13 protein-coding genes are annotated in these 19870 nt (G+C 70.7%); 10 read left to right on the top strand and 3 right to left on the bottom strand.

The genetic code is table 11. The features are described 5' to 3' along the window. Nucleotides 1-230 precede the first annotated feature (230 nt). The 8 genes from G6O69_RS04680 (at nucleotide 231) to G6O69_RS04645 (ending at nucleotide 9448) form a co-directional block, all read left to right on the top strand. The gene (locus tag G6O69_RS04680; RefSeq protein ID WP_176396630.1) at nucleotides 231-410 is read left to right on the top strand and encodes a hypothetical protein; all 180 of its coding nucleotides are present in this window, start codon (nucleotides 231-233) and stop codon (nucleotides 408-410) included. A gap of 509 nt (nucleotides 411-919) precedes the next feature. Further along, a complete protein-coding gene (locus G6O69_RS04675; protein ID WP_172302328.1) occupies nucleotides 920-1789 on the top strand; it encodes a hypothetical protein in 870 nt (289 codons plus the stop codon). Nucleotides 1790-1926: 137 nt separating this feature from the next. Then, nucleotides 1927-3777, top strand: coding sequence for an ABC transporter transmembrane domain-containing protein (locus tag G6O69_RS04670; protein WP_172302327.1), 1851 nt, complete (start codon nucleotides 1927-1929; stop codon nucleotides 3775-3777). A 123-nt stretch (nucleotides 3778-3900) separates the two neighbouring features. Next, nucleotides 3901-4893 (top strand): MDR family oxidoreductase, encoded by a 993-nt coding sequence (locus G6O69_RS04665; protein ID WP_172302326.1) that lies wholly within the window; start codon nucleotides 3901-3903, stop codon nucleotides 4891-4893. Between the two features lie 648 nt (nucleotides 4894-5541). Beyond that, the gene (locus G6O69_RS04660) at nucleotides 5542-6492 is read left to right on the top strand and encodes a triacylglycerol lipase (RefSeq protein WP_172302325.1); all 951 of its coding nucleotides are present in this window, start codon (nucleotides 5542-5544) and stop codon (nucleotides 6490-6492) included. A 2-nt stretch (nucleotides 6493-6494) separates the two neighbouring features. After that, entirely contained in the window at nucleotides 6495-7397 is a 903-nt protein-coding gene (locus G6O69_RS04655) for a lipase secretion chaperone (RefSeq protein ID WP_176396629.1), read from the top strand. 247 nt (nucleotides 7398-7644) lie between these two features. Continuing rightward, on the top strand, nucleotides 7645-8658 hold the full coding sequence (locus tag G6O69_RS04650) for an SDR family oxidoreductase (RefSeq protein ID WP_176396628.1): 1014 nt from the start codon (nucleotides 7645-7647) through the stop codon (nucleotides 8656-8658). Between the two features lie 31 nt (nucleotides 8659-8689). After that, nucleotides 8690-9448: a DUF1295 domain-containing protein gene (locus G6O69_RS04645; protein ID WP_172302322.1), complete on the top strand. Its 759-nt coding sequence runs from the start codon at nucleotides 8690-8692 to the stop codon at nucleotides 9446-9448. Here G6O69_RS04645 and G6O69_RS41905 read toward each other — a convergent pair. Further along, nucleotides 9436-11028: a M66 family metalloprotease gene (locus tag G6O69_RS41905; RefSeq protein ID WP_172302321.1), complete on the bottom strand. Its 1593-nt coding sequence runs from the start codon at nucleotides 11026-11028 to the stop codon at nucleotides 9436-9438. The genes G6O69_RS04645 and G6O69_RS41905 overlap by 13 nt on opposite strands. 324 nt (nucleotides 11029-11352) lie before the next feature. On the opposite strand from G6O69_RS41905, the gene G6O69_RS04635 reads away from it, so the two are divergent. Continuing rightward, complete coding sequence (locus G6O69_RS04635) at nucleotides 11353-11631, top strand: hypothetical protein (protein ID WP_172302320.1); 279 nt, start codon at nucleotides 11353-11355, stop codon at nucleotides 11629-11631. Next, complete coding sequence (locus tag G6O69_RS04630; protein WP_172302319.1) at nucleotides 11628-13445, top strand: ATP-binding protein; 1818 nt, start codon at nucleotides 11628-11630, stop codon at nucleotides 13443-13445. Before G6O69_RS04635 ends, G6O69_RS04630 begins: the two co-directional genes overlap by 4 nt. A gap of 224 nt (nucleotides 13446-13669) precedes the next feature. On the opposite strand, the gene G6O69_RS04625 is transcribed toward G6O69_RS04630, so the two are convergent. Next, nucleotides 13670-17173: a hypothetical protein gene (locus tag G6O69_RS04625; protein WP_172302318.1), complete on the bottom strand. Its 3504-nt coding sequence runs from the start codon at nucleotides 17171-17173 to the stop codon at nucleotides 13670-13672. Then, nucleotides 17170-19842, bottom strand: coding sequence for a methyltransferase domain-containing protein (locus tag G6O69_RS04620; RefSeq protein ID WP_172302317.1), 2673 nt, complete (start codon nucleotides 19840-19842; stop codon nucleotides 17170-17172). The genes G6O69_RS04625 and G6O69_RS04620 overlap by 4 nt, the downstream gene beginning before the upstream one ends. Nucleotides 19843-19870 lie beyond the last annotated feature (28 nt).

The following is a 19870-nucleotide window of genomic DNA, read 5'->3' as shown; positions in this document are numbered from 1 at the left end:
CCAGCCGCGCTCGCGGGCGAGGCGCTCGCGGGTGACCAGGTCGAGCACGACTGCGCCGTGAGGGCGGGGCGCTCGCGGTGGGCGACCAGGCCGAGCGTGGCGAGGGGAGCGGTGCGCTCGTGGGTGGGCGACCGAGAGAGGAGAGTGAGGAGAGGAGAGTGAGGAGAGGAGAGTGAGGAGAGGAGAGTGAGGAGAGGAGAGGAGAGTGAGGAGAGGAGAGTGAGGAGAGCGTGGCGGTGGAGCACGAGCGCGGGGAGCCGTCGCTGGAGCGAGCTGCCGTGGGCGTAGTGTCGTCGGATCACGGCCCGCTCGAGTGCGCCGTGCCGCGGCACCTCGAGCAAGCCGCGGGCTCCGGGGAAGCGCAGCGCGTCGAGTTATCGGGCCCGGAGCACCGGAGCACCGGAGCCTGACTTCGTTGCTCGTCGGTCACTCGTGCTCGACAAACTCCCTCCTCGCGTCTCGTCAGCAACCGGCGGTCCGGCGCCTGAGACCCGTCAAGTCCTCTGTATCGCGCACTAGCTGCTTTGAGCTGGTCGGACTCGGGCCGCGCCTTCTCTGGCGTGGCTGCGTGCTGTGCTGGTGGTGTCCTCGAGGCCGCGGTCGGGCGGCGTCGAGGGGCGCTCGCTCGGTCGTGGCTCAGGGCCTCGCTGAGCCAAATAAACCTCGTTCTTCGCGCTCTTCGAGCATAGGTGTGCTCGCGGCTTCGCGGGGATCGTGTGCGCAGCAAAGGCCCGTGCGCGCAGCTTCGCAGCAGGTGACATCCATGCGGACGTGTGAGCGCGGACGTTGATCGATCACGCAGAGCGAGGTTTGGGTACGGGTCCCGGTGAACTAGTTGTTTGCGCGGGCGAGTCGGTGGTATTGGAAGTCCATGAAGCGCAGTGCCCTTGGTTTCCTTTCTCTGTCTCTAGTGTTCACGATGGCAACGCTCGGCTGTAGCGACGACGCCAGCTCGGAATCGAGCGGCGACGAGGTCGACACCGGGACCGACGACACCGCAGGCGATGAAGTCGACACCTCCACCTCTGGTGAGGAGGCATCGACCTCGGCGGACACCTCGTCGGAGGAGACCACCGATGGCCCGCCTCCCGACGAGGACGAGGACGGCGTCGCTGATGAAGAGGACAACTGCGTGTCCACGGCCAACCCCAACCAGCTGGACTTCGACGGCGACGGCATGGGGAACGCCTGCGACACCACGGTGATGTCGATGGCTGGGGGCACGGCGGCGACCACGGGCTCCGCGGACGCAGGGCTCGCTGGCAACTGCGAGATCCCCTTGGACCTCGAGGTGACCGGTGGCGAGGTCGAGCTGCGATTCGATGACGACGCCTCCTTGGTCGGCGTCCAGATCCTCTCGCTGACTTTCGCCGATGTGCTCGATAAGGAGTGCAAGCTCAACGCCGCGATCACGGCCAACGTGTCTCTGACGGATCTGAACATGGTCAACGCCGGGAGCGAGTTCCCGGTGAGCTTCGCCCACAACCTCGCGGATCACGACGCCGGCGTGGCCGTGGGCACGACCAACATCCCGCACCCGGTGCTGACCACGGGCGTCATCGAGGCCGCGCTGGGCGAAGACGAGCCCATGCCCAGCGACCTCGAGCTCGACGGCAACCTCCCGCCCATGGATGTGTCGGTTCAGAGCGCTGGCGCGACCTTGGACCTCACCTTCAACAACGAGAGCTTCGTGATCGCCACGGACACCTTCACGGTCACGGATCCGATCCAGATCGACATCGAATTCGAGCTGCGCGGGCTCGTCGGCACCATCAATCTCACGCCCTGAGCGCGCTATCTCGTCCCTCTGGCACCACGCCGAGGGGAAAGAGGGCCCACCCATTTGGTGGGCCCTTTTTGCGCGCGCGGGCGGCCCATCCGCGCGCGGCGCTGGACGGGATCGAGTGAAGTTGTAGGCTCCGCCTCATGTCCGAAGCCGAACCTGGCACCGGGGCCGTGGAGGAACGCGCGAACGTCGATGAGCTGCCGCCGTGGAAGCGCCTGGCCCGGCTCTTCGCCTACGCCAAGCCCTACCGCGGCCAGCTCTTCGTCGCGCTCGGGGCCCTGCTGTTCACGGCGGCCGGCGGCCTGGCGGTGCCCTGGTTCTTCGGCAACTTGATCGGCGCGGCCTTCGACGAGGGCACCCGCGACGCCGCGAGCCTCGACCGGACCACGCTGATCTTGCTCGGGCTGTTCGCCGTGCAGGCGCTGTTCGTGTTCATCCGCCACTACCTGATGAGCTGGGTGGGCGAGCGCGTGGTCGCGGATCTGCGCATGGAGGTCCAGCGCCACCTGCTGACCATGACCCAGGGCTACTTCCACGCCAACCGCACCGGCGAGCTGCTCTCGCGCCAGTCCGACGACGTCACCCGCCTGCAGAGCGTCATCGGCCAGGACCTGAGCCTGGCGCTGCGCAACGTGTTGTCGCTGATCGGCGGGATCGCGATGCTCTTTTATGTCAGCCCCTCGCTGACCATCCGGGTGCTCGCCGTCGTCCCGCCCCTGGTGATCGCCGCCAACTTGTGGGGCCGGGTGATCCGCCGACTCGCCCGCCAGGCCCAAGATCAGCTGGCCAAGGCCTCGGGCAAGCTGCAAGAGGGGCTCGCCGCCGTCGACACGGTCCAGTCGTTCACGCGCGAGGACTACGAGGGGGCGCGCTACGGCGAGACCGTCGAGGGCGCCTTTCAGCTCTTCGTCAAGCAGATCCGCGCGCGCAGCTGGTTCATGTCGGTGTCGAGCTTCATCGCTTTTTGTGCCGTCGCCGGCGTGTTTTGGCTGGGCGGCCACATGGTCCTCGACGGCGACATCGAGGCCACGGAGTTCGGCAGGTTCGTGCTCTACACCCTGACCGTCGCGGGCGCCGTGGGCAGCCTGGCCGGCGTGGTCGGCAGCTACAACCAGGCCCTGGGCGCGACGGCGCGGCTGTTCGAGATCCTCGACAGCGAGCCCGAGATCAAGGACACCCCCGGCGCGATGGTGCTCGAGCAGCCCCGCGGCAAGATCACCTTCGAGGACCTGCACTTCGCCTATGGCGACCGCGAGGCCCAGGTCATCGAGGGCCTCGACCTGAGCATCGAGCCCGGCCAGACCTGCGCGCTGGTCGGCTCGAGCGGCTCGGGCAAGACCACCGTCGGCCGCCTGCTCCAGCGCTTTTGGGATCCGCAGGTCGGGCGCGTCACCTTCGACGGCCACGACCTGCGCGCGCTGAGCCTGAGCTCGCTGCGCGGGGCCATGGCCGTGGTCTCTCAAGACCCGGTGCTGTTCTCGGGCAGCATCCGCGAGAACATCCGCTACGGCCGCCTCGAAGCCAGCGACGCGGAGATCGAGGCCGCCGCGCGCGACGCCAACGCCGACGGCTTCATCCGTGAGTTCCCCGAGGGCTACGACACCATCGTCGGCGAGCGCGGGGTCAAGCTCAGCGGCGGCCAGCGCCAGCGCGTGGCCATCGCCCGGGCGATCCTCCGCGACCCCAAGGTCCTGCTCCTCGACGAGGCGACCTCGGCCCTCGACAGCGAGAGCGAGCACGCGGTCCAGGCCGCACTCGAGCGCCTCCAGCAGGGGCGGACCACCCTGGTCATCGCCCACCGCCTGAGCACCATCCGCGACGCCGACCGGATCGTGGTCCTCGACCACGGCCGGGTCGTCGAGCAAGGTCGCCACGACGAGCTGATGGCGCTCGACGGGACCTACGCGCGGCTGGTCGCCCGCCAGGCCGCGCTCGAGCCCAGCGCGAGCGGCGACGCCGAGCTCCCCTCGGCGGACGCCGTGATCGCCTAATCGCGGCGCCGCACGACCCGCGCGACCGCACGAGGCCGCGCTCGGCAAGGTCGCGCGGCCTCGCGTCCGCGCCGTCGAGGCGCGCGCGCGGGTGGCATCATGTGGTGAGCGAGGAGAACTATCGTGTACGACGCAATCTTGATCGAGAAGGACGACGGCGCCCAACGGGTGGCGCGGAGGTCTGTCAGCTTCGAGGACCTGGGCGATGGCGAGGTCGCCGTCGACGTCGCCTACTCCACCCTCAACTATAAAGATGCGCTGGCGATCACTGGGAGCTCGCCCGTGGTGCGCAGCTTCCCCATGGTGCCGGGCATCGACTTCTCCGGGGTGGTCGTGGAGAGCCGCGACCCGAGCTACGTGCCCGGTGATCGCGTGGTCCTCAACGGCTGGGGCGTCGGCGAGAAGCACTGGGGCGGCCTCGCGCGTCGGGCCCAGGTCCGGGGCGAGTGGCTGGTGCCGCTACCCGAGGGCATCTCGCTGCGCCAGGCCATGGGTATCGGCACCGCGGGCTATACGGCGATGCTCTGCGTCATGGCCCTCGAGGCTGGGGGCGTCAGCCCCGAGGCCGGGGAGGTCGTCGTGACGGGTGCCTCCGGCGGAGTGGGCAGCGTGGCCACGGCGCTGCTGGCCGCGGGCGGATACACGGTGATCGCAGCCACCGGGCGGCCAGAGGGGGCCGCCTACCTCGAGGGCTTGGGCGCCAAGGGGATCATCGAGCGCCACGAGCTGACCGGCGCGGCCCGCCCCCTCGCCAAGGCGCGCTGGGCTGGCGCCGTGGACGTCGTCGGCGGAGAGGTGCTCGCCAACGTGCTCTCGATGATGCAGCCCCGCGGCGTCGTGGCGGCCTGCGGCCTGGCTGGGAGCATGGCCCTGCCCACGAGCGTCGCGCCCTTCATCCTCCGCGGCGTCACGCTGCGAGGGGTGGACAGCGTGATGTGTCCAAAGCCAGAGCGCGTCGAGGCCTGGCAGCGCCTGGCCAAGACGCTCGACATGGACAAGCTCGAGGCGATGATCCGCGAGGTCGCCTTCGACGATGTGGTCGCGGCCGCCCCGGACTTTCTCGAGGGCAAGGTGCGCGGCCGCATCGTCGTGCCGATCGCACCCGAGCTGAGCTGAGCTCAGCCGAGCTGGGTCGAAGCACAGGGCCGAGACAGCCGACCTCGCAAGGTGGCTGTCTCGGCCGCTTCGCATCTGGAGCTCGAGCGTGGCCACGAGCCGGCTGCGGTCCGGGGGCGAGAAGGTAGAAGAAGGAAGCAGGACGATGCGGTGCGGTGCCGGCTTCGCAGTCGTCGCTGCGAGGAGGCGCGCGCAGCGGTCCCGCTGCGTTGGTCCGTCTGCGCCGAGGCCCGTCGAGCGAGGGCGACGGGCGAGGAAGGTTCGCCCTGCGGGTGCGTTTGCCAGTTCGCGCCAATGTCCCTTGGACCATGGACACGCAGCGTGGCGGGGGAAGATGGGCAATTCATGCAGCGCGATCAGGTATGGGTAAAAGCATTCTGAACATTGTTATTTCGATTCTTCGCGCGGTTAAACATTGTTTCGGTGTTGGCTGGTGGTCCTCGTGTGATTGCGTGAAAGTCGCTCTCTTCGCGAGTGCCTTTCATGAAGTTACATTGAGCATGCTCAGCGTCGCGCATTGATAAAGGTGACCTTCTACGGTCTGGGCCACAAAAGGTTCACGATCGAAAGAAAATTATCCTTTTCACTGGACGGCGAAGGGAACCGTGTTGTAAGGCTATTTTTGTCGTTTTCTGGAGGTTCGGACAGATGAAGGTTCGTTTGCGTGCGCTCGCATTGGGCGCTGGATTGAGTGTGTTTGCTGGCCTGGGGCTGACCCCAACCGACGCGAAAGCGTGGGGGACAGACAACTATACGGATACAAAGTATCCAATCGTGCTCGCCCACGGGATGTCGGGCTTCGACCAGCTCTTTGGCATTTATCAGTACTTCTACGCGATCCCGAGCGCGCTGGAGAGCAGCGGCGCGGACGTCTACGTCACCGAAGTCCCGCAGTTCAACGCCACGGAGGCTCGCGGAGAGGTGCTGCTGGCTCAGGTCGAGGAGATCCTCGCGCTGACGGGGGCCGAGAAGGTCAACCTCATTGGCCATAGCCACGGCGGCCTCGACGTGCGCTATGTGGCCAGCGTGGCCCCGGAGCTGGTCGCCTCGGTGACCTCGGTGGGCAGCCCCCACGGCGGCGCCGAGCTGGCCGACTTCCTGCGCAACAACCTCAGCGAGGGCGGGTTTGGGGAGGCCGTGCTCAGCATCTTCGCGAACAGCCTGGGGGACATCCTCTCGCTGCTCTCGGGCACCTCCAACGAGCAGGACTCGATCGCCGCGCTGTGGTCCCTGTCGAGCATGGGTGCGGTCGAATTCAACGCCGCGCACCCGGCCGGGCTGCCCGGGAGCTGGTGTGGTGAGGGGCAGGCCGTGGTCGACGGCATCCGCTACTACTCGTGGTCGGGGGATCGGGCGCTGACCAACGCGCTCGACGTCTCGGACCCGCTCCTCGGCCTGACCACGCTGGTCTACGACGAGGACAACGACGGCCTCGTGGGCGAGTGCAGCTCGCACCTCGGCGCCGTCATCCGCGACGACTACCGCCTCAATCACCTCGATGAGGTCAACCAGGCCTTTGGGCTGGTCCACCTGTTTGGGCCCGATCCCAAGAGCCTGTTTCGCGCCCACGCCAACCGCCTGAAGAACGAGGGGCTGTGATCATGAAGCGCCACATGCGATCCCTTTGCACCTTGCTGAGCGCCACCTTGGCCGTGGCCACGCTGGCGACGGCCTGCGCCGACGAGTCCGAGACGCGCGAGTTTGGCGACGTCCCGCGCTCCTTGGCGGGCACCGAGGCCGACGGCCAGTTCAGCTTCGATGGCGCGGGCGCCTTCGTCTTCGACGAGCAGGCCAGGCTGGCCTTCGACTACTTCTCGACCGCGGACGGCGAGCTCTCGCCGGAGGCGCTCGACGCCTGGGTCTCGACCGAGGTCCGCGAGCTAGTGGGCGACGCCGACGCCCACGCCCAGATCATGGCGGCCTGGACCGCCTACCTGAGCTTCAGGGCCGAGGCCGCGGCCGCGCTCGAGGTCTCGGCGAGCGCTGACATCGAGGCGCAGCTCCTGGCCAGCCTCGACGCGCACTTCGGTGAGACGCCCTTCGCGGTCGCCGAGCGCGAGCGGATCGTGCAGGGCTTCGATCTGCACGCCGCCTACGCGATCACCGACGAGGCCGCGCGGGCGGCCGAGCTCGCGCGGCTGAGCGCCGACGAGGCCGAGCGCTTCGAGCAAAGCCGCGCCGGTCGCTTCCTCGCCGGGCGGCGTGCGGTCGAGGCCGCGCGGGTCGAGGGGGCGAGCCCAGAGGCGGTCGAGGCCCTGCGCGTGGAGCACTTCGACGCGCTCGAGCCGGGTGCGGCGCAGCGCCTGGCGGCCCTCGACGCGCGCCGGGCCGAGTGGGCGCGGCGGGTCAGCGAGTATCGGGCCGAGCGCGACGCGCTGCGCGGGGAGCTCGTGGGCGCCGCGGCCCCCGAGCTCGACGCGGCCGTCGAGGCCCTCGAGCGAGACCGCTTCTCCGCGGCCGAGCGCCGCCGGCTTCACGCGCTCGACGACATCGCCTCGGAGTAGCTCGAGTCGCGCGGGCGCTCGGGCTCCCACGCGCCATCATGAAGGAGAGGTCTCGGGCTCGCGCTCGGGGCCTCTTCTTCGCGGCGGTCATGCGCCGTCGTCGAGGCGCCAGATACCAGATAATTGCCCCCACGGACCCTTTCGTCCTTGCAAGGAGGGCGAGCGCTGTCGCAAGCTAGGCGCAGCCGCGCCGCCCTGCGCCGAGAGCTTCTCGTCAGGGGTCTCGGCTGGATATGCCGGGGATGCGTTGACCGTCGTCGTTACTGGAGCATCGGGACATGTTGGGGGCAACCTCGTGCGGGCGCTGGTGGCCGCGGGCCGAGAGGTTCGGGTCCTCGTCCGCGAGGACACGCGCGCGCTCGAGGGCGTGGCCGTCGAGCGCGTCCGCGGTGACGTTCGCGACCCGGACTCGCTGCGCGCGGCCTTCGAGGGCGCGCAGGTGGTCTTTCACCTCGCCGCGCTGATCAGCATCGTCGGTGACCAAGGTGGGCTAGTCACGCAGACCAACGTCGAGGGCCCGCGCAACGTCGCGCGGGCCTGCCTGGACTGCGGCGTCCCGCGCCTGGTGCACACGAGCTCGATCCACGCCTTCAACCTGCGCTCGCGCGAGGGGCAGATCGACGAGGCGGGGCCGCGCTCGTCCGGCTCGCGCTTCAACCCCTACGACCGCTCCAAGGCCGCGGGCGAGGTCGAGATCCGCAAGGCCATCGACCAGGGTCTCGACGCGGTGATCGTCAACCCCACCGGGGTGATCGGTCCGCTCGACTACAAGCTCTCGCGCATGGGCGAGGTCTTCTTGCAGCTGTCCCAGCGCAAGCTGCCCTCGCTGATCGACGGCGGCTTCAACTGGGTGGACGTGCGCGACGTGGTCGCGGGCCTGCTCGCGGCCGAGACCAAGGGGCGCAGGGGCGAGAGCTACATCCTCGGCGGACGCTGGGCCTCGGTGGGCGAGCTCGCGAACATCGCCGAGTCCGTGACCGGCGTCCGCGTCCCGCGGATGACCTCGCCGATGTGGCTCGCGCAGGTCGGGGCGCCCTTCATGGAGGCGTGGGCCAAGCTGACGAAGACGACGCCGCTGTACACGGCCGAGGCCCTCGAGGCGCTGCGCGCCAACCCGCGGGTCTCGATCGCCAAGGCCGAGCGCGAGCTCGGCTACGCGCCGCGCCCCCTCGAGGACTCGGTGCGCGACATCTACACCTGGTTCGCGGAGCAGGGCCGCCTCGGCCCGCTCGCGCACGCCAACTTCGCGCCGGCCAAATGAGCGCCCGCGAGAGCCACGAACAGGCGCGCCGATGACCGAGCCCGCGCTCTACGACAGCCTGCTGTGGGCGACCTTCGGCTTCGCGGTGGTCACCGCCTTGGCCCTGATCTTCATCTCTGCGCCCTATGGTCGCCACCTCCGCGGCGGCTGGGGCCCGACGATCCCCAGCCGGATCGGCTGGATCGTGATGGAGCTGCCGGCGGTCGTCGCCTTCGTGGGCATCTTTGCTCGTGGAGAGCACGCGGGCGAGCTCGCGCCGCTGGTCTTGCTGGGGATCTGGCAGATCCACTACGTCCACCGCACGCTGATCTTCCCCTTCCGCATGCGGGCGACGGGCAAGCGCATGCCGCTGCTCGTCGCCTGCCTGGCGATCGTCTTCAACACCCTCAACGCCTACCTCAACGCGCGCTGGATCTCCCACTTTGGGAGCTACGCGACCAGCTGGCTCGCGGACCCGCGCTTCATCGCCGGGGCGGCGGTCTTCGCCCTCGGCTTCGTGATCAACTTCCGCGCCGACTCGACCCTCTTTCGCCTGCGCAAGCCTGGGGACACGGGCTACAAGATCCCGCGCGGGGGCCTCTACGAGCGGGTCACCTGCCCCAACTATCTCGGCGAGCTGCTGGAGTGGACGGGCTGGGCGATCGCCACCTGGTCCTTGGCGGGCGTCGCCTTCGTGGTCTACACCGCCGCGAACTTGATCCCGCGGGCGGTGACGAACCATCGCTGGTATCGCGAGACCTTCGCCGACTACCCAGAGGATCGAAAGATCCTCATCCCCTACCTCTGGTAGCCGCCGGGGCTGGGGAGCACGACCTGCTCGCGGCGAGCCGTGAAGGCGCGAGCGCGGCCGTCGACGCCGACGAGCGCGTCGACGCCCTCGAGCTGGGCGTATGCCGCGGGCAGCTCGGCGACCAGCCAGGTCGTGGCGGGGTCGCTGGCGTGCACCAGCTGCGCGGGCAAGCTGGCGAGGGGCTCGCCCGCCGCGTGTAGCTCGATGCGCCGCGCCTGGTCTGGGTGGTCCCCCTGGTCTGGGTGGTCCGGGGCGTCGCCTCGGGCGACGAACCAGTAGCTGTGCCGCGCGCCACCAGGCAGCTCGGTCGTGGCCGCGACCACCAGCGGGCGCAGGCCGCCGCGGGCCTCGTTCCAGCTGGTCAGTCGGACGATGCGCTGCTGCGTGAGGGCCCAGCTCCACGGCGAGACCCACGAGGGGTTGCAGTAGCTCATATAGTCCCAGTGGTGCGCGGGGTCGTAGAGCGCTCCGCTGACGAGGCCGTAGCCCCACGCGCCGATCAGCCCGTCTGTGTAGGGATAGTCCGGCTCCGGGCTCGAGGCGCTGGCGTAGGGGCAGGCAACGTGGGGCAGGCCCTGGTTGTGGCCGAGCTCGTGCACGACGGTCCCGGCCGTCTCCTCGGGGTCGCTGCCCTGGGCCGTGGCCGAGACGCGCTCGAGCAGGTTTCCCTTGCCGCCGCCGGCGATCATCCCGATCCCGCTCGCGCCCGCGATCGCGCCGCCGGGCGCGGGGAAGAGCGCGTGATAGTAGAGATTGGGGAAGGCGAGCTCCTGATCGCGCAGGGCCGCGAGCGGGCCGAGCAGCGCGCCGAGGTTAGCGAGCGGGCCGTCCCATTGCTCGGGCGCGTGGATCTCCCAGACCAGCTCGCTGGTCGGGTTTTGCTCGTAGAGCGCGTCGAGGATCGGCTGCATGGCCGTGTCGGAGGTGTCGGCGAGGCGGTCGATGCCCTCGTCGACGTGGCGGTAGGGGACGAAGACCACGTGCAAGGACGCGGGCTCGGGCTGGACGCCCAGGCGCTCGGGCTGCGCGGGGCTGCGCCACAGACCGGGCTCGAGCCCCGCCGCGTCGGCCGTGGCGCCCTCGTCGAGCTCGCGCAGCTCGACCTGGAAGCGGCTCTCGGGCGCGACGAGGCCGGCGCTCGCGGGCAGCTGAAAGTCGAAGGTCGAGGCGAGGTCGCCGCTTTGGCTGGGGGCTTCGACTGTGCGGACCTGCTCGAAGACCTCGAGCGCGCCCTCGTCGGACTCGATCGTCAGCTGGGCCGAGAGCGGGCGGGCGACCCAGCCGGGATCGAGCGCGACGTAGACGCGGATGAGGGTGTCGCGGTCGCGGACCAAGGGTCCGAGCCTGCCGTCCGCGCCGATCCACGCGTCTGCCTCGGTCAGGGGGATCGCCGTACCTTGGTTGGCTTCGACCCGCGTGATGTGGATCCCCAAGGCGCCGAGAGCGGGCTGCTGGGCGCCGTCCTCCGAGCCCCCCTTCTGCCCGAGCTCGTCGTCTTCGCTCGGGCCGCTGGCGGTGCCGCAGCCAACGAGCAATGACCCGATCATCGCTAGCGAGCACAGCAGGTCCGAGCCGGACACGAGCTCATTTTATGCTACGTCGACCGTGGAGATCCAGGCGTAGACCCATTCCACCGGCTTGCATTTTGTGTGTTTGTGAGATCGATTGGGCGCGCCCGGGCTGAGGGGGTGCATGGACGCCGAGGGCGCGAAATCGAGTGCGCGGCATTCGAATGGTCGCAAATTCGCGCTGTCGAAATGGCCAGCACCCTGTGCGAATGACCAAATTATGGGGCGAGAGTGTGAACCAAAAGTAAGTAATTGCGCCTGAACAGTGATCGTTGCGATCTTCGCTGCACACATTTCATTTGACCGCGCTTCGCTCGGCTGAAAACCTACTCTTCGGTGAGCACGAGCGCAGAGCTGGCGATGTTGGTGCTCGGTGCCTTCGTGTTGGGCGCGGCGCACCGCAGTCGCGACGAGCTGATGAGGCTGCACCGCTGGCGGCTGCTGTTCGCGGCCTACATGGCCGTGCTGCTCGGGTGGGTGGCGACCACCCTCGAGGGGCTGGTCGACGCGACCTGGCTCAACACCCTCGAGCACGCGGCTTATGCCGTCGGCGGGATCTGTGTCGCGCTGTGGTGCTGGCGCGCGCCAGAGGTGCTGCAGCGGGAGGGGTCGTGACCGCGATCTCGATCATGGACGCCGTGACCACGCTGGCCTGGGCCTTTGCCGGGCTGGTGATCCTCGCGCGCTGGCGCAGCTCGATGCAGCGGAGCCTGCGTCCGGCCTTCCTCGGGCTGGCGGCGGCCTCGGTCGGCTATGGCGCGTGCCTGCTCGCGGAGTGGTCGCAGCTGACCTCCGCGCTCGAGTGGACCGAGGACCTGTTCGGGGTGACCTTGCCGGTGTGGTGGCTCTTCGTCGTGTTCAGCGTGGCCCAGCGGGCGCAGCTCGAGCAGATCGAGCAGCAGTCGCGGGAGTTTTCGTCGGTGCTCGACAACTCCTTTCAGCTCGTCGGCAAGCTGTCCGTCGACGGCCGGGTGCTCATGGTCAACGCCCGCGCCCGCGAGTTCATCGGCAGCGACGGCGAGGCGGAGCTCGGTCAGCCCTTTTGGGAGACGCGCTGGTGGGCGCACTCCAAGGCGCTGCAAAAGCGGGTGCGCGCGGCCGTGAAGGCGGCGGCCGAGGGCGAATTCGTGCGCTTCAAGACCTCGCACGTCGACATCCGCGAGAGCGTGCGCGCGATCGATTTTTCTCTGCGCCCCCTGGTCGACGACGCCGGCCAGGTCAGAGCGCTGATCGCCGAGGGCCGAGACATCACCGACAGCGAGGCTGCCAACGCCGAGCGCGAGCGCCTGCGCGAGGAGCTCTTGCAGTCGCAGAAGCTCGAGATCGTCGGCCGCCTGGCCAGCGGGGTGGCCCACGACTTCAACAACCTGCTGACCGTGGTCATGGGCAACACCGACCTGCTGCGCAGCGAGTGCCCGGAGGATCCCGAGATCCAGGCAGCCCTCGACGCCATGGACGCGGCGGTCGAGCAGGGCGAGGGCGTGGCGCGTTCGCTGCTGAGCTTCGCCCGCCCGACTCGGCCGCGGCGCGAGCGGGTCGACCTCGGCGAGTGTGTCGAGATCGTCTGCCGGCTGCTCCGGCGGATCCTCCCCGACTCGATCTCCCTCGAGGTCGACGTCCAAGAGGGCGTTTCGCTGTGCATCGACGGCGACGACTCGCAGCTCCAGCAGCTGCTGATGAACCTGTCGATCAACGCCCGCGACGCCATGATCTCGGGCGGTCGCCTGCGCATCGAGCTGGGCCGGCGGCTCTCGCCCCACAACCGCCGCGAGGAGGTCGTGCTCACGGTCAGCGACACGGGAGTGGGGATCCCGGAGCGCCTGGTCGAGCGGGTGTTCGAGCCCTTCTTCACGACCAAGGGGGACGCCGGCACGGGGCTGGGCTTGGCGGTGGTGCGGACCATCGCCGAGAGCCACGGGGCGGCGCTGACCCTCGACTCCAAGCCGGGGCGGGGGACGGCCTTTTGCGTCGCCTTCCCGCTCGGGGTGGCGTGCGAGGCCTCGGCGGAGATGTCCTTGGAGGACATCAAGATCGGCCAGGGGGAGCACGTCTTGCTGGTCGAGGACAACCCCTCGGTGCGCGCGCTGATGGCCAAGGGGCTGCGCAGCCACGGCTTCGTGGTCACGGAGCTCTCGGACGGGGTGGAGGCGCTGAAGCTGCTGCTCGGGCGGGGGAAAGACGTCTCGGTGGTGGTCAGTGACGTCGATATGCCGGGAATGGACGGGATCAGCTGTATGGAGCGGGCTCGGGATGGGGGGGTCGATGTGCCTTTTGTGTTGATCTCGGGGCGGAGTGTGGATTTTCGGGGGCAGGTCGAGGAGGAGGTTGGGGTTCGGTTGTTGGGGAAGCCGTTTCGGGCGGTGGAGTTGGCTTGGGTTGTCTATGAGGTTTTGATGGAGAAGGATACTCTGGTGCGGTCTGTGCTTTGATTGGTTTTTTGCGAGGGGCCAGCAGGGGACCCTCTGGGCTCAGACAGGTTGCTGACTTTGGAGGGAGTGTTGTCGAAAGTGGGGTTGGCCTATTTGGGAGGGTGTTTTGTCGAAGGTAGGGAAGGTACGCAAAGCTCGCCCAGAGGGTCCCTTGCTGTCCCTCTCGTGCGTGTCTTTGGCGAGGGGGGTCTTTGTCTCGGAGAGGGGGGCGGGCTGGGGGCGGGTCAGCCTTGGGCGAGCTCGAGCAGGCGCCAGAGGGCGACGCTGAGGTGTTCGGGGCCCAGCTCGAGGTCTTCGCGGCCGCGGGCTTGGTGGAAGAACTCGGTGACGACGAGGAGGCCGGCGAGCAGGGCGGCGCGGCGGTGGGTGGGGGGGTCGAGCTGGTGGTCCTCGTCGAGGGCGCGCTGGATCCAGGCGTTGCGGAGGCCGAACTCGAGCTCGAGGGCGCCGTCGCGGTGGCGCTTGCCGAGCTTGGCGGCGCGCCAGGACAAGATGGCGGTGTCGAAGCGGACGTTCATGGCCAGGCTCTGGCTGACGACCTGGGCGAGCAGGGCTTCGCGGCGGTGGGGGAGGGGGCGCAGGGGGGCGGCCTCGAGGGACATGCGGCGCAAGCTGGCGATGCGCTGGTCGTGGCCGGGGGTGGGGGCGATGCCCAGGGGGGCGGCGAGCTCGAAGGGGTCGCCGGCGCGGACGCGGGCGCGGGCGTAGTCGATGAGGTGGTCGAGGCGCTGACGCTGAGGGCCGAGGGGGGAGAGCAGAGCGCGCTGGTGGAGGGCGTCGGCGAGGAGGTCGCGGGCGTGGGTGGTGATGATGCGCTCGAGGCTGTCGGGGATGGTGCGCTCGAGCTTGGCGCCGAGGGTGGTGAGGACGAGGCGGCCGCTGACGCGGCCGAGGGGCTCGGGGAGCTCGAGGGTGCGGCGACGCAGGCCGCCGGACCACAAGGAGATGCCGGTGGAGCTGCCGTCGGCGGCGATCTGGAGCGTGCCGATGGCTTGGGGCGTGGCGAGGGTGGCGGCGAGGAGGGGCGGTGCGCTCCGGGCTCGGCGGCGGACGGGGGCCTCGAGGCGGGGCTCGGGATCGTGGGCGCGGGCGCTGAGGTGGCCGGCGGGGGGCTCGAGGCTGGCGCCTTCGAAGCCCAGGGCGCCCATCAGGGCGGCCTGGCCGGGGGTCGCGGAGATCACCGGGGCAGGGAGGCCGCGGTGGACGGCGCCCGGCGGGACGAGGGGAGGGCGGGGCTGCTCGCGGGTCGCGGCGTCGAGGCTGACCAGCGAGGTCGAGGTCATCGCCCGCGGGTCGTAGCGCAGCAGCAAGGGCACGCCCTCGAGGCCGAGGGTGTCGCGGCCGAGGACGCGGGCGACGAGGAGGTGGCCGAGCAGGCGCAGCCGGGCAAATTCGTCGTTGGGTGCGTTTTGGAGATCCGTGTTGATCAGCGCCCGGTCGCGCAGGAGCACGCGCTGCTCCTCGGCCGCGGCGACGAGGGGGTAGGCGTCGGGCGCGGTGGGCATGTCGAGCAAGCTGCCAGGGCCGAGCACGCGCTCGAGCAGGGGGCGCGACCAGGACGGGAGCTGCCAGGGGGCGAGCTGGGGATCGCTCGAGAGCAGGGAGGGGTAGCGCTGGCGCGGGTGGGCGACGACGATGGCCCCGCGATCTCGCAGCTGGCGGAGGGCGTCGCGGAGGTCGCGGGTCGGGGAGCCGGAGTCGCTGGGGTCGCGCAGCCTCCCGACCTCGACGCCGAGCAGGGCCGTGTCGCGCCAGCTCAGGCGCAGGCCGGCGTCGGTGCTGCGGTAGCACAGGCCGAGGCTGGGGCCGTTGAGCTGGTCCAGGGCGCCGCGCAGCAGGGGCGTCTCCCAGGCCTGGGCGCGGCGCATGACGTGGGCGATCACGGCCTCCCAGTGATCCAGGGCGCGCTGGCGCGTGGCCGCGGCCAGGGCCGTGACCGCGGCCTGGTCGCGGCGCAGGGCGGCGACGCCGAGCTCGGGTGAGTCGACGTCGGGGCTCACCCGGCACAGCAAGGTCATGCCGGGGAAGACCAGGGCGCGCTCGGTCAGCTGGGCGACCCGGCGCTCGTAGGCGAGGATCGAGATGAAGCCCATGGTCGCGGTCTGCGAGCGGTGCACGTAGGCCTCGACGGAGATGCGCACGCGCGCCGGAGCCTCGCCGTCGCGGGCGGGGAGCTCGACGGGGGCGTCGCGGACGAGGACCAGAGGGTCGTGGCTGCCGGCGCGCAGCGAGCTGAGATCCTCGGGGTCGAGCCTGCTCTGGTCGCCCAGGGCCTGGAGGGGGACGAAGCGCGCGTCGGGGAAGGCGGCGCGCAGCGGGGCGAGGGCCGAGGGCCACAGGCTGAGCACGCGCTGGCGGGCGGTGTAGGGCAGCTGGGCGGCGCGGTGGCGCCACACGTAGACCAGCTCGCGGCCGCGCCGGACCTCCTCGGCGAGCTCGGCGTGGCTGCGGGGCTCGCCGGCGGCGGTCTCGAGCTCCGCGAAGGGGTCCTCGGGCCAGCGGAGCGCGCTGCCTGTGCTGGCCTCGGCGTCTCGAGCTCGCTCGGTTTCTTCGCCTCGCTCGCCCTCTTCGTCTCGCCCGGCGTCTAGAGCTCGCTCGCTCGCCTCGACCGCCTGGCTGCGCCGGTGGGCGTACTCGCCGAGCCAGGCGAGCAGGAGATCGAAGTTGGCGTCGTGGACGATCGCGCGCTCGTCGGCGGTCAGGCGCAGGCTCGGGCAGTCGATCCACCCGTGCTCGATCTGAGCCATGCCTGCGGCGGCGAGGTCATTGCTGATCGAGAACGAGATGACGCCGTCGCGGACGAGCAGGACCTCCTTGGAGAAGGGCGCGTTGTGGCGCAGGTAGTGCAGCGCGGGGCTCAGCTTCGCGCTGCGCTCGTAGGGGATCGTCGGGCCGATGCGCGCGTGCTCGCCCAGGGTCAGGGGCTCGGCGAGGTAGTCGGGCGCCAAGGAGAGCTGGCCGTGCTCGTCGACCGCCGGCGGGTGGCGGCCGTCCTCGCGCAGGCGCCAGCGCGCCCACAGCTCGGCGATCACCTCTTCGGGGCGCGTGCGCCCGCGGACCCAGCGGCCCAGGCGAGCGCCGATGCCCGCCCGCGGACGCAGCAGGCGGATGATGAAGCGGCTGTGTGTGTCGAGGCCCGGCAGCCGCGCCTCGGTGTAGGGGTCTCGGTCTGCGCTGACCTGCTCGCGGCGTTCGAAGCGGCGCCCGCCGACGCCGGTGTGCAGCTCGACGGCCAGGGGGGCGCCGGCGAGGGCGTCGTTGATCGCCCGCCCGATCAGCATGCGAAAGCGTCGGTATCGCAGGTCGTCGTCGAGCAGCTCGGGGCGCAGGGGGGCGCCGAGGTCGGGCTCGAGGGCGCCGGCGAGCAGGTCCTGGAGCTCGAACGCGGCGAAGGAGAAGCCGGGGACGACCACGTCGATGGCGATGACCTCGACGGCCTCGTCGCTGGGATCCTCGCTGAGCTCGACGTGGACATGTGCGCGCGCGTGCTCGCTCAGGGCGTTGGCCGCCCGAACCACGGCCAGGGTCCACAGCCACTCGTCTTCGTCCACCGCCTTGGCGCGGGCGAGGGCCTGCTCGCGCAGGCGCAGCAGCGCCTTCTCGCGGGAGACGGTGAAGTGGCGACGCGGGGCCCCGGGGCGAGGGGCTGGGCCGCCAGGCTCGACGCCGGTGAGGCGCCGGAGCGCGAGCAGCTCGGTGACCGCCGGATGCAAGGGCGCGCCGCTCACGACGAGGCCCCCGAGCTGCGCGCCCAGCTGCGGTCGAGGCGATCGGCGACCTTGGCGAGATCGGCGGGCTCGGGGCCCTCGTCGAGCCCCGCGAAGATCGCCGCGGCCAGGGAGCAGGCGGCGATCAGCGGGCGCTGGGTGAAGCTGACGAGCGCGACCTCGACCAGGTCGTTGTGGCGGTTGAGGGTCAGCGCGCGCGGGTGTCGGCTCGAGCGCGGCAAGCTGGTGTTGGCGTGGAAGGCCAGGGGGGTCGCCGCGCCGCTGATCTCCATGCCAAACACGGGGCCGCGCTCGGGGCGGCCGCGGGCGTCGCAAAAGCGCCCGACCTGCACGTGCAGCCGCTCGTAGCCCAGGCCGTCGAGCATGCCGAGGAGCAGACCGCACAGGCCCCTGGCCTCCTCGGCCTCGATCTCGACCGTGGCCACGGCGCGCTCGAGGGCGACGAGCTCGAGCTCGGCGAGCTCGGCGAGCGCGCGCAGCCAGGGGCCGTCGTCGCCGAGGTCGCCGGCGATCACCGGGAGCTGGGTGGGCGCGAGCGCGGCCAGCAGGGCCTCGATGCCCTCGGCCAGGGAGCGGGGCCCCTGCGTCGACTCGGCGCTCGGCTGGGCGTCGGCGCGGAGCAGGGCCGGCGGGGTCGCTACCAGGAGCGGGCGCCCTGCCATGCGCTCGGCCGCCGTCGCCAGGCTCAGGCCGCGGGCGTGGGCGAGATCGCGGAGGATCACGGCCTCGCGCGGGCGCACGCCGTGGGCCCCGAGCTCGAGGCCGAGGTGGGCGTGCAAGGTCGCATGGATCGCGTGGCGCTCGCGGGTCCAGGCTGGATCCGTGGGCCCCTCCCCGGCTTCGGCCGGGTCCGGGCCGCCGACCTCGACCTGCTCGACGAGGCGGGCGATCAGGTCTCGGCGGAGCTGCTCGACCAAGAGGAGCAGCTGGCCCTCGATGGCCTCGCGGCCGTGGTTGTCGACGACCTTGTCCCGGGCCAGGGTCGTGTGCAGCTGGGGGCTGTCGGCCCAGACCTGGAGGTGCTTGGCGCTCTCCCCGAGGGATCGGACCATGTCGGGGCGAAAGATCGCCTGCGGCCCGCCCTCGGCGAGGATCAGCCCGCGACGCAGGAGCACCACGTTGGGCGGCGTGGCGAAGGCGACCCGCAAGGTGGTCTCCCCGCGCAGCTCCGCGCGGCTGACGAGGCTGTTCTCGGCGAGCTCGGGGCTGTCTTGGATCAGCTCCGGGGGATCCTCGCCGCTGAGATCTTCGAAGCTGAGCTCGAGCGGGCAAAACCGGCACCAGCGCCACAGGCTGTCGCGGATCGCCTCGGCGATGGCCTCGCGCTCGCTCGCGCGGCCGCGGCGGAACAGGCTGACCGTCGTGCCCTCGACCGGATCTTCGAGGGCGAGCTTCTCGAAGCTGCGATCGGCGTGAAAGACCAGCTCCCAACACTCGCCGTCGCGGCCCGTGTGCAAGAGCACCGCCTCGGGCTGCCAGGCGAACACGCTGACGAAGCCCACGCCGAAGCCTCCGGCCATGGTCTGGTCGCCGTCCTTGCCCGAGGAGAACAGCCGGGTCAGCTCGCGGTCGATGATCGCCTCGTCCATGCCCCCGCCGGTGTCGAGGATGACGAGCTCGAAGACGACCTCGTCGTCGCCAGCGCCCCCCGCGTCGACCCCGAGCGCCGCGAGCGGGTGGGCCTCGAGGGTGACCTCGACCCGGTCGCTGCCGGCGTCCATGGCGTTTTGGACGAGCTCGCGCAGGAAGTCGTAGGGGGACTCGAACTGCGCGACCAGTCGCTCGAGCAGCGCGTCGACTTCCGCGGCAGACATGGACGGCCGCGAGTGTGCCAGAACCACAGGATTTTTCAGGCCCTGGGTCGAGCGCGGCGCCCCTGGCCGCTCACCGCCGCGTGAGCACGAAGAAGGTGTACCCGTAGCGGTCCCCCCAGCGCTCGAAGGTAGCGATTTCCTCCTCGGCCTGGGCGATGACCGCGAGCATCGCCGCCGAGGCGCCTGGGCGCAGGGCCGCGCAGCGCTGGCGCAGGGGCTCGTAGTAGTCGTCGAGCCACGACGCGCGCGGGAGCCTCCGGGTCGCGCGCAGCTCGTAGGCGCCGATGCCCTCGATCCGCGCGGCGAGGCCGGCCTCGTCGAGGAGCTGGGGTAGGCGCGGCGCCAGAATTCGACGAGCGCGGGCGGGCGCTGGTCCGCGGGCACGAACCAGCACGCCTCGGAGAAGACCACCGCCGCGCCGGGGCGCAGGCAGGGCGCCCAGCTGCGCAGGGCCTGCTCGACACCGACGGTGAACACGGCGCCCTCGGACCAGATCAGGTCGAGCTCGCGCAGCGCGAGCGTGTCCATGGACGCGCGCTGGGTGTCCACGCGATCGCCGAAGCCGGCTCGCGCCGCGTCGGTGCGCAGGCGGGCGAGGAGCTCCTCTTGCACGTCGACCCCCGTGGTCCTGGCCGTGGGCAGCGCCTCGGCCAGGACCATGAGCGCGGCCCCGGAGCCGCAGCCGGCGTCGACGATCCTGGGCGCGGCGGGAAGCGAGGGGACGAGCTCGAGGATGGCCCTGGTGGTGGCGGCGTCGCCGGGGCCCTGGCGGGGGAGGCCGCCGAAGAGCTCGAGGAAGGCCGCCCAGGTCGGGTCGTCCTGTGCTGGGGCGGGTTCTCGACGCTCGTCGTTCATCGCCGCCGATGATGCCTGCGAGGACGAG

This window comes from Pseudenhygromyxa sp. WMMC2535 (assembly GCF_011083025.2).
This window is presented reverse-complemented; position numbering and strand designations above follow the sequence as displayed.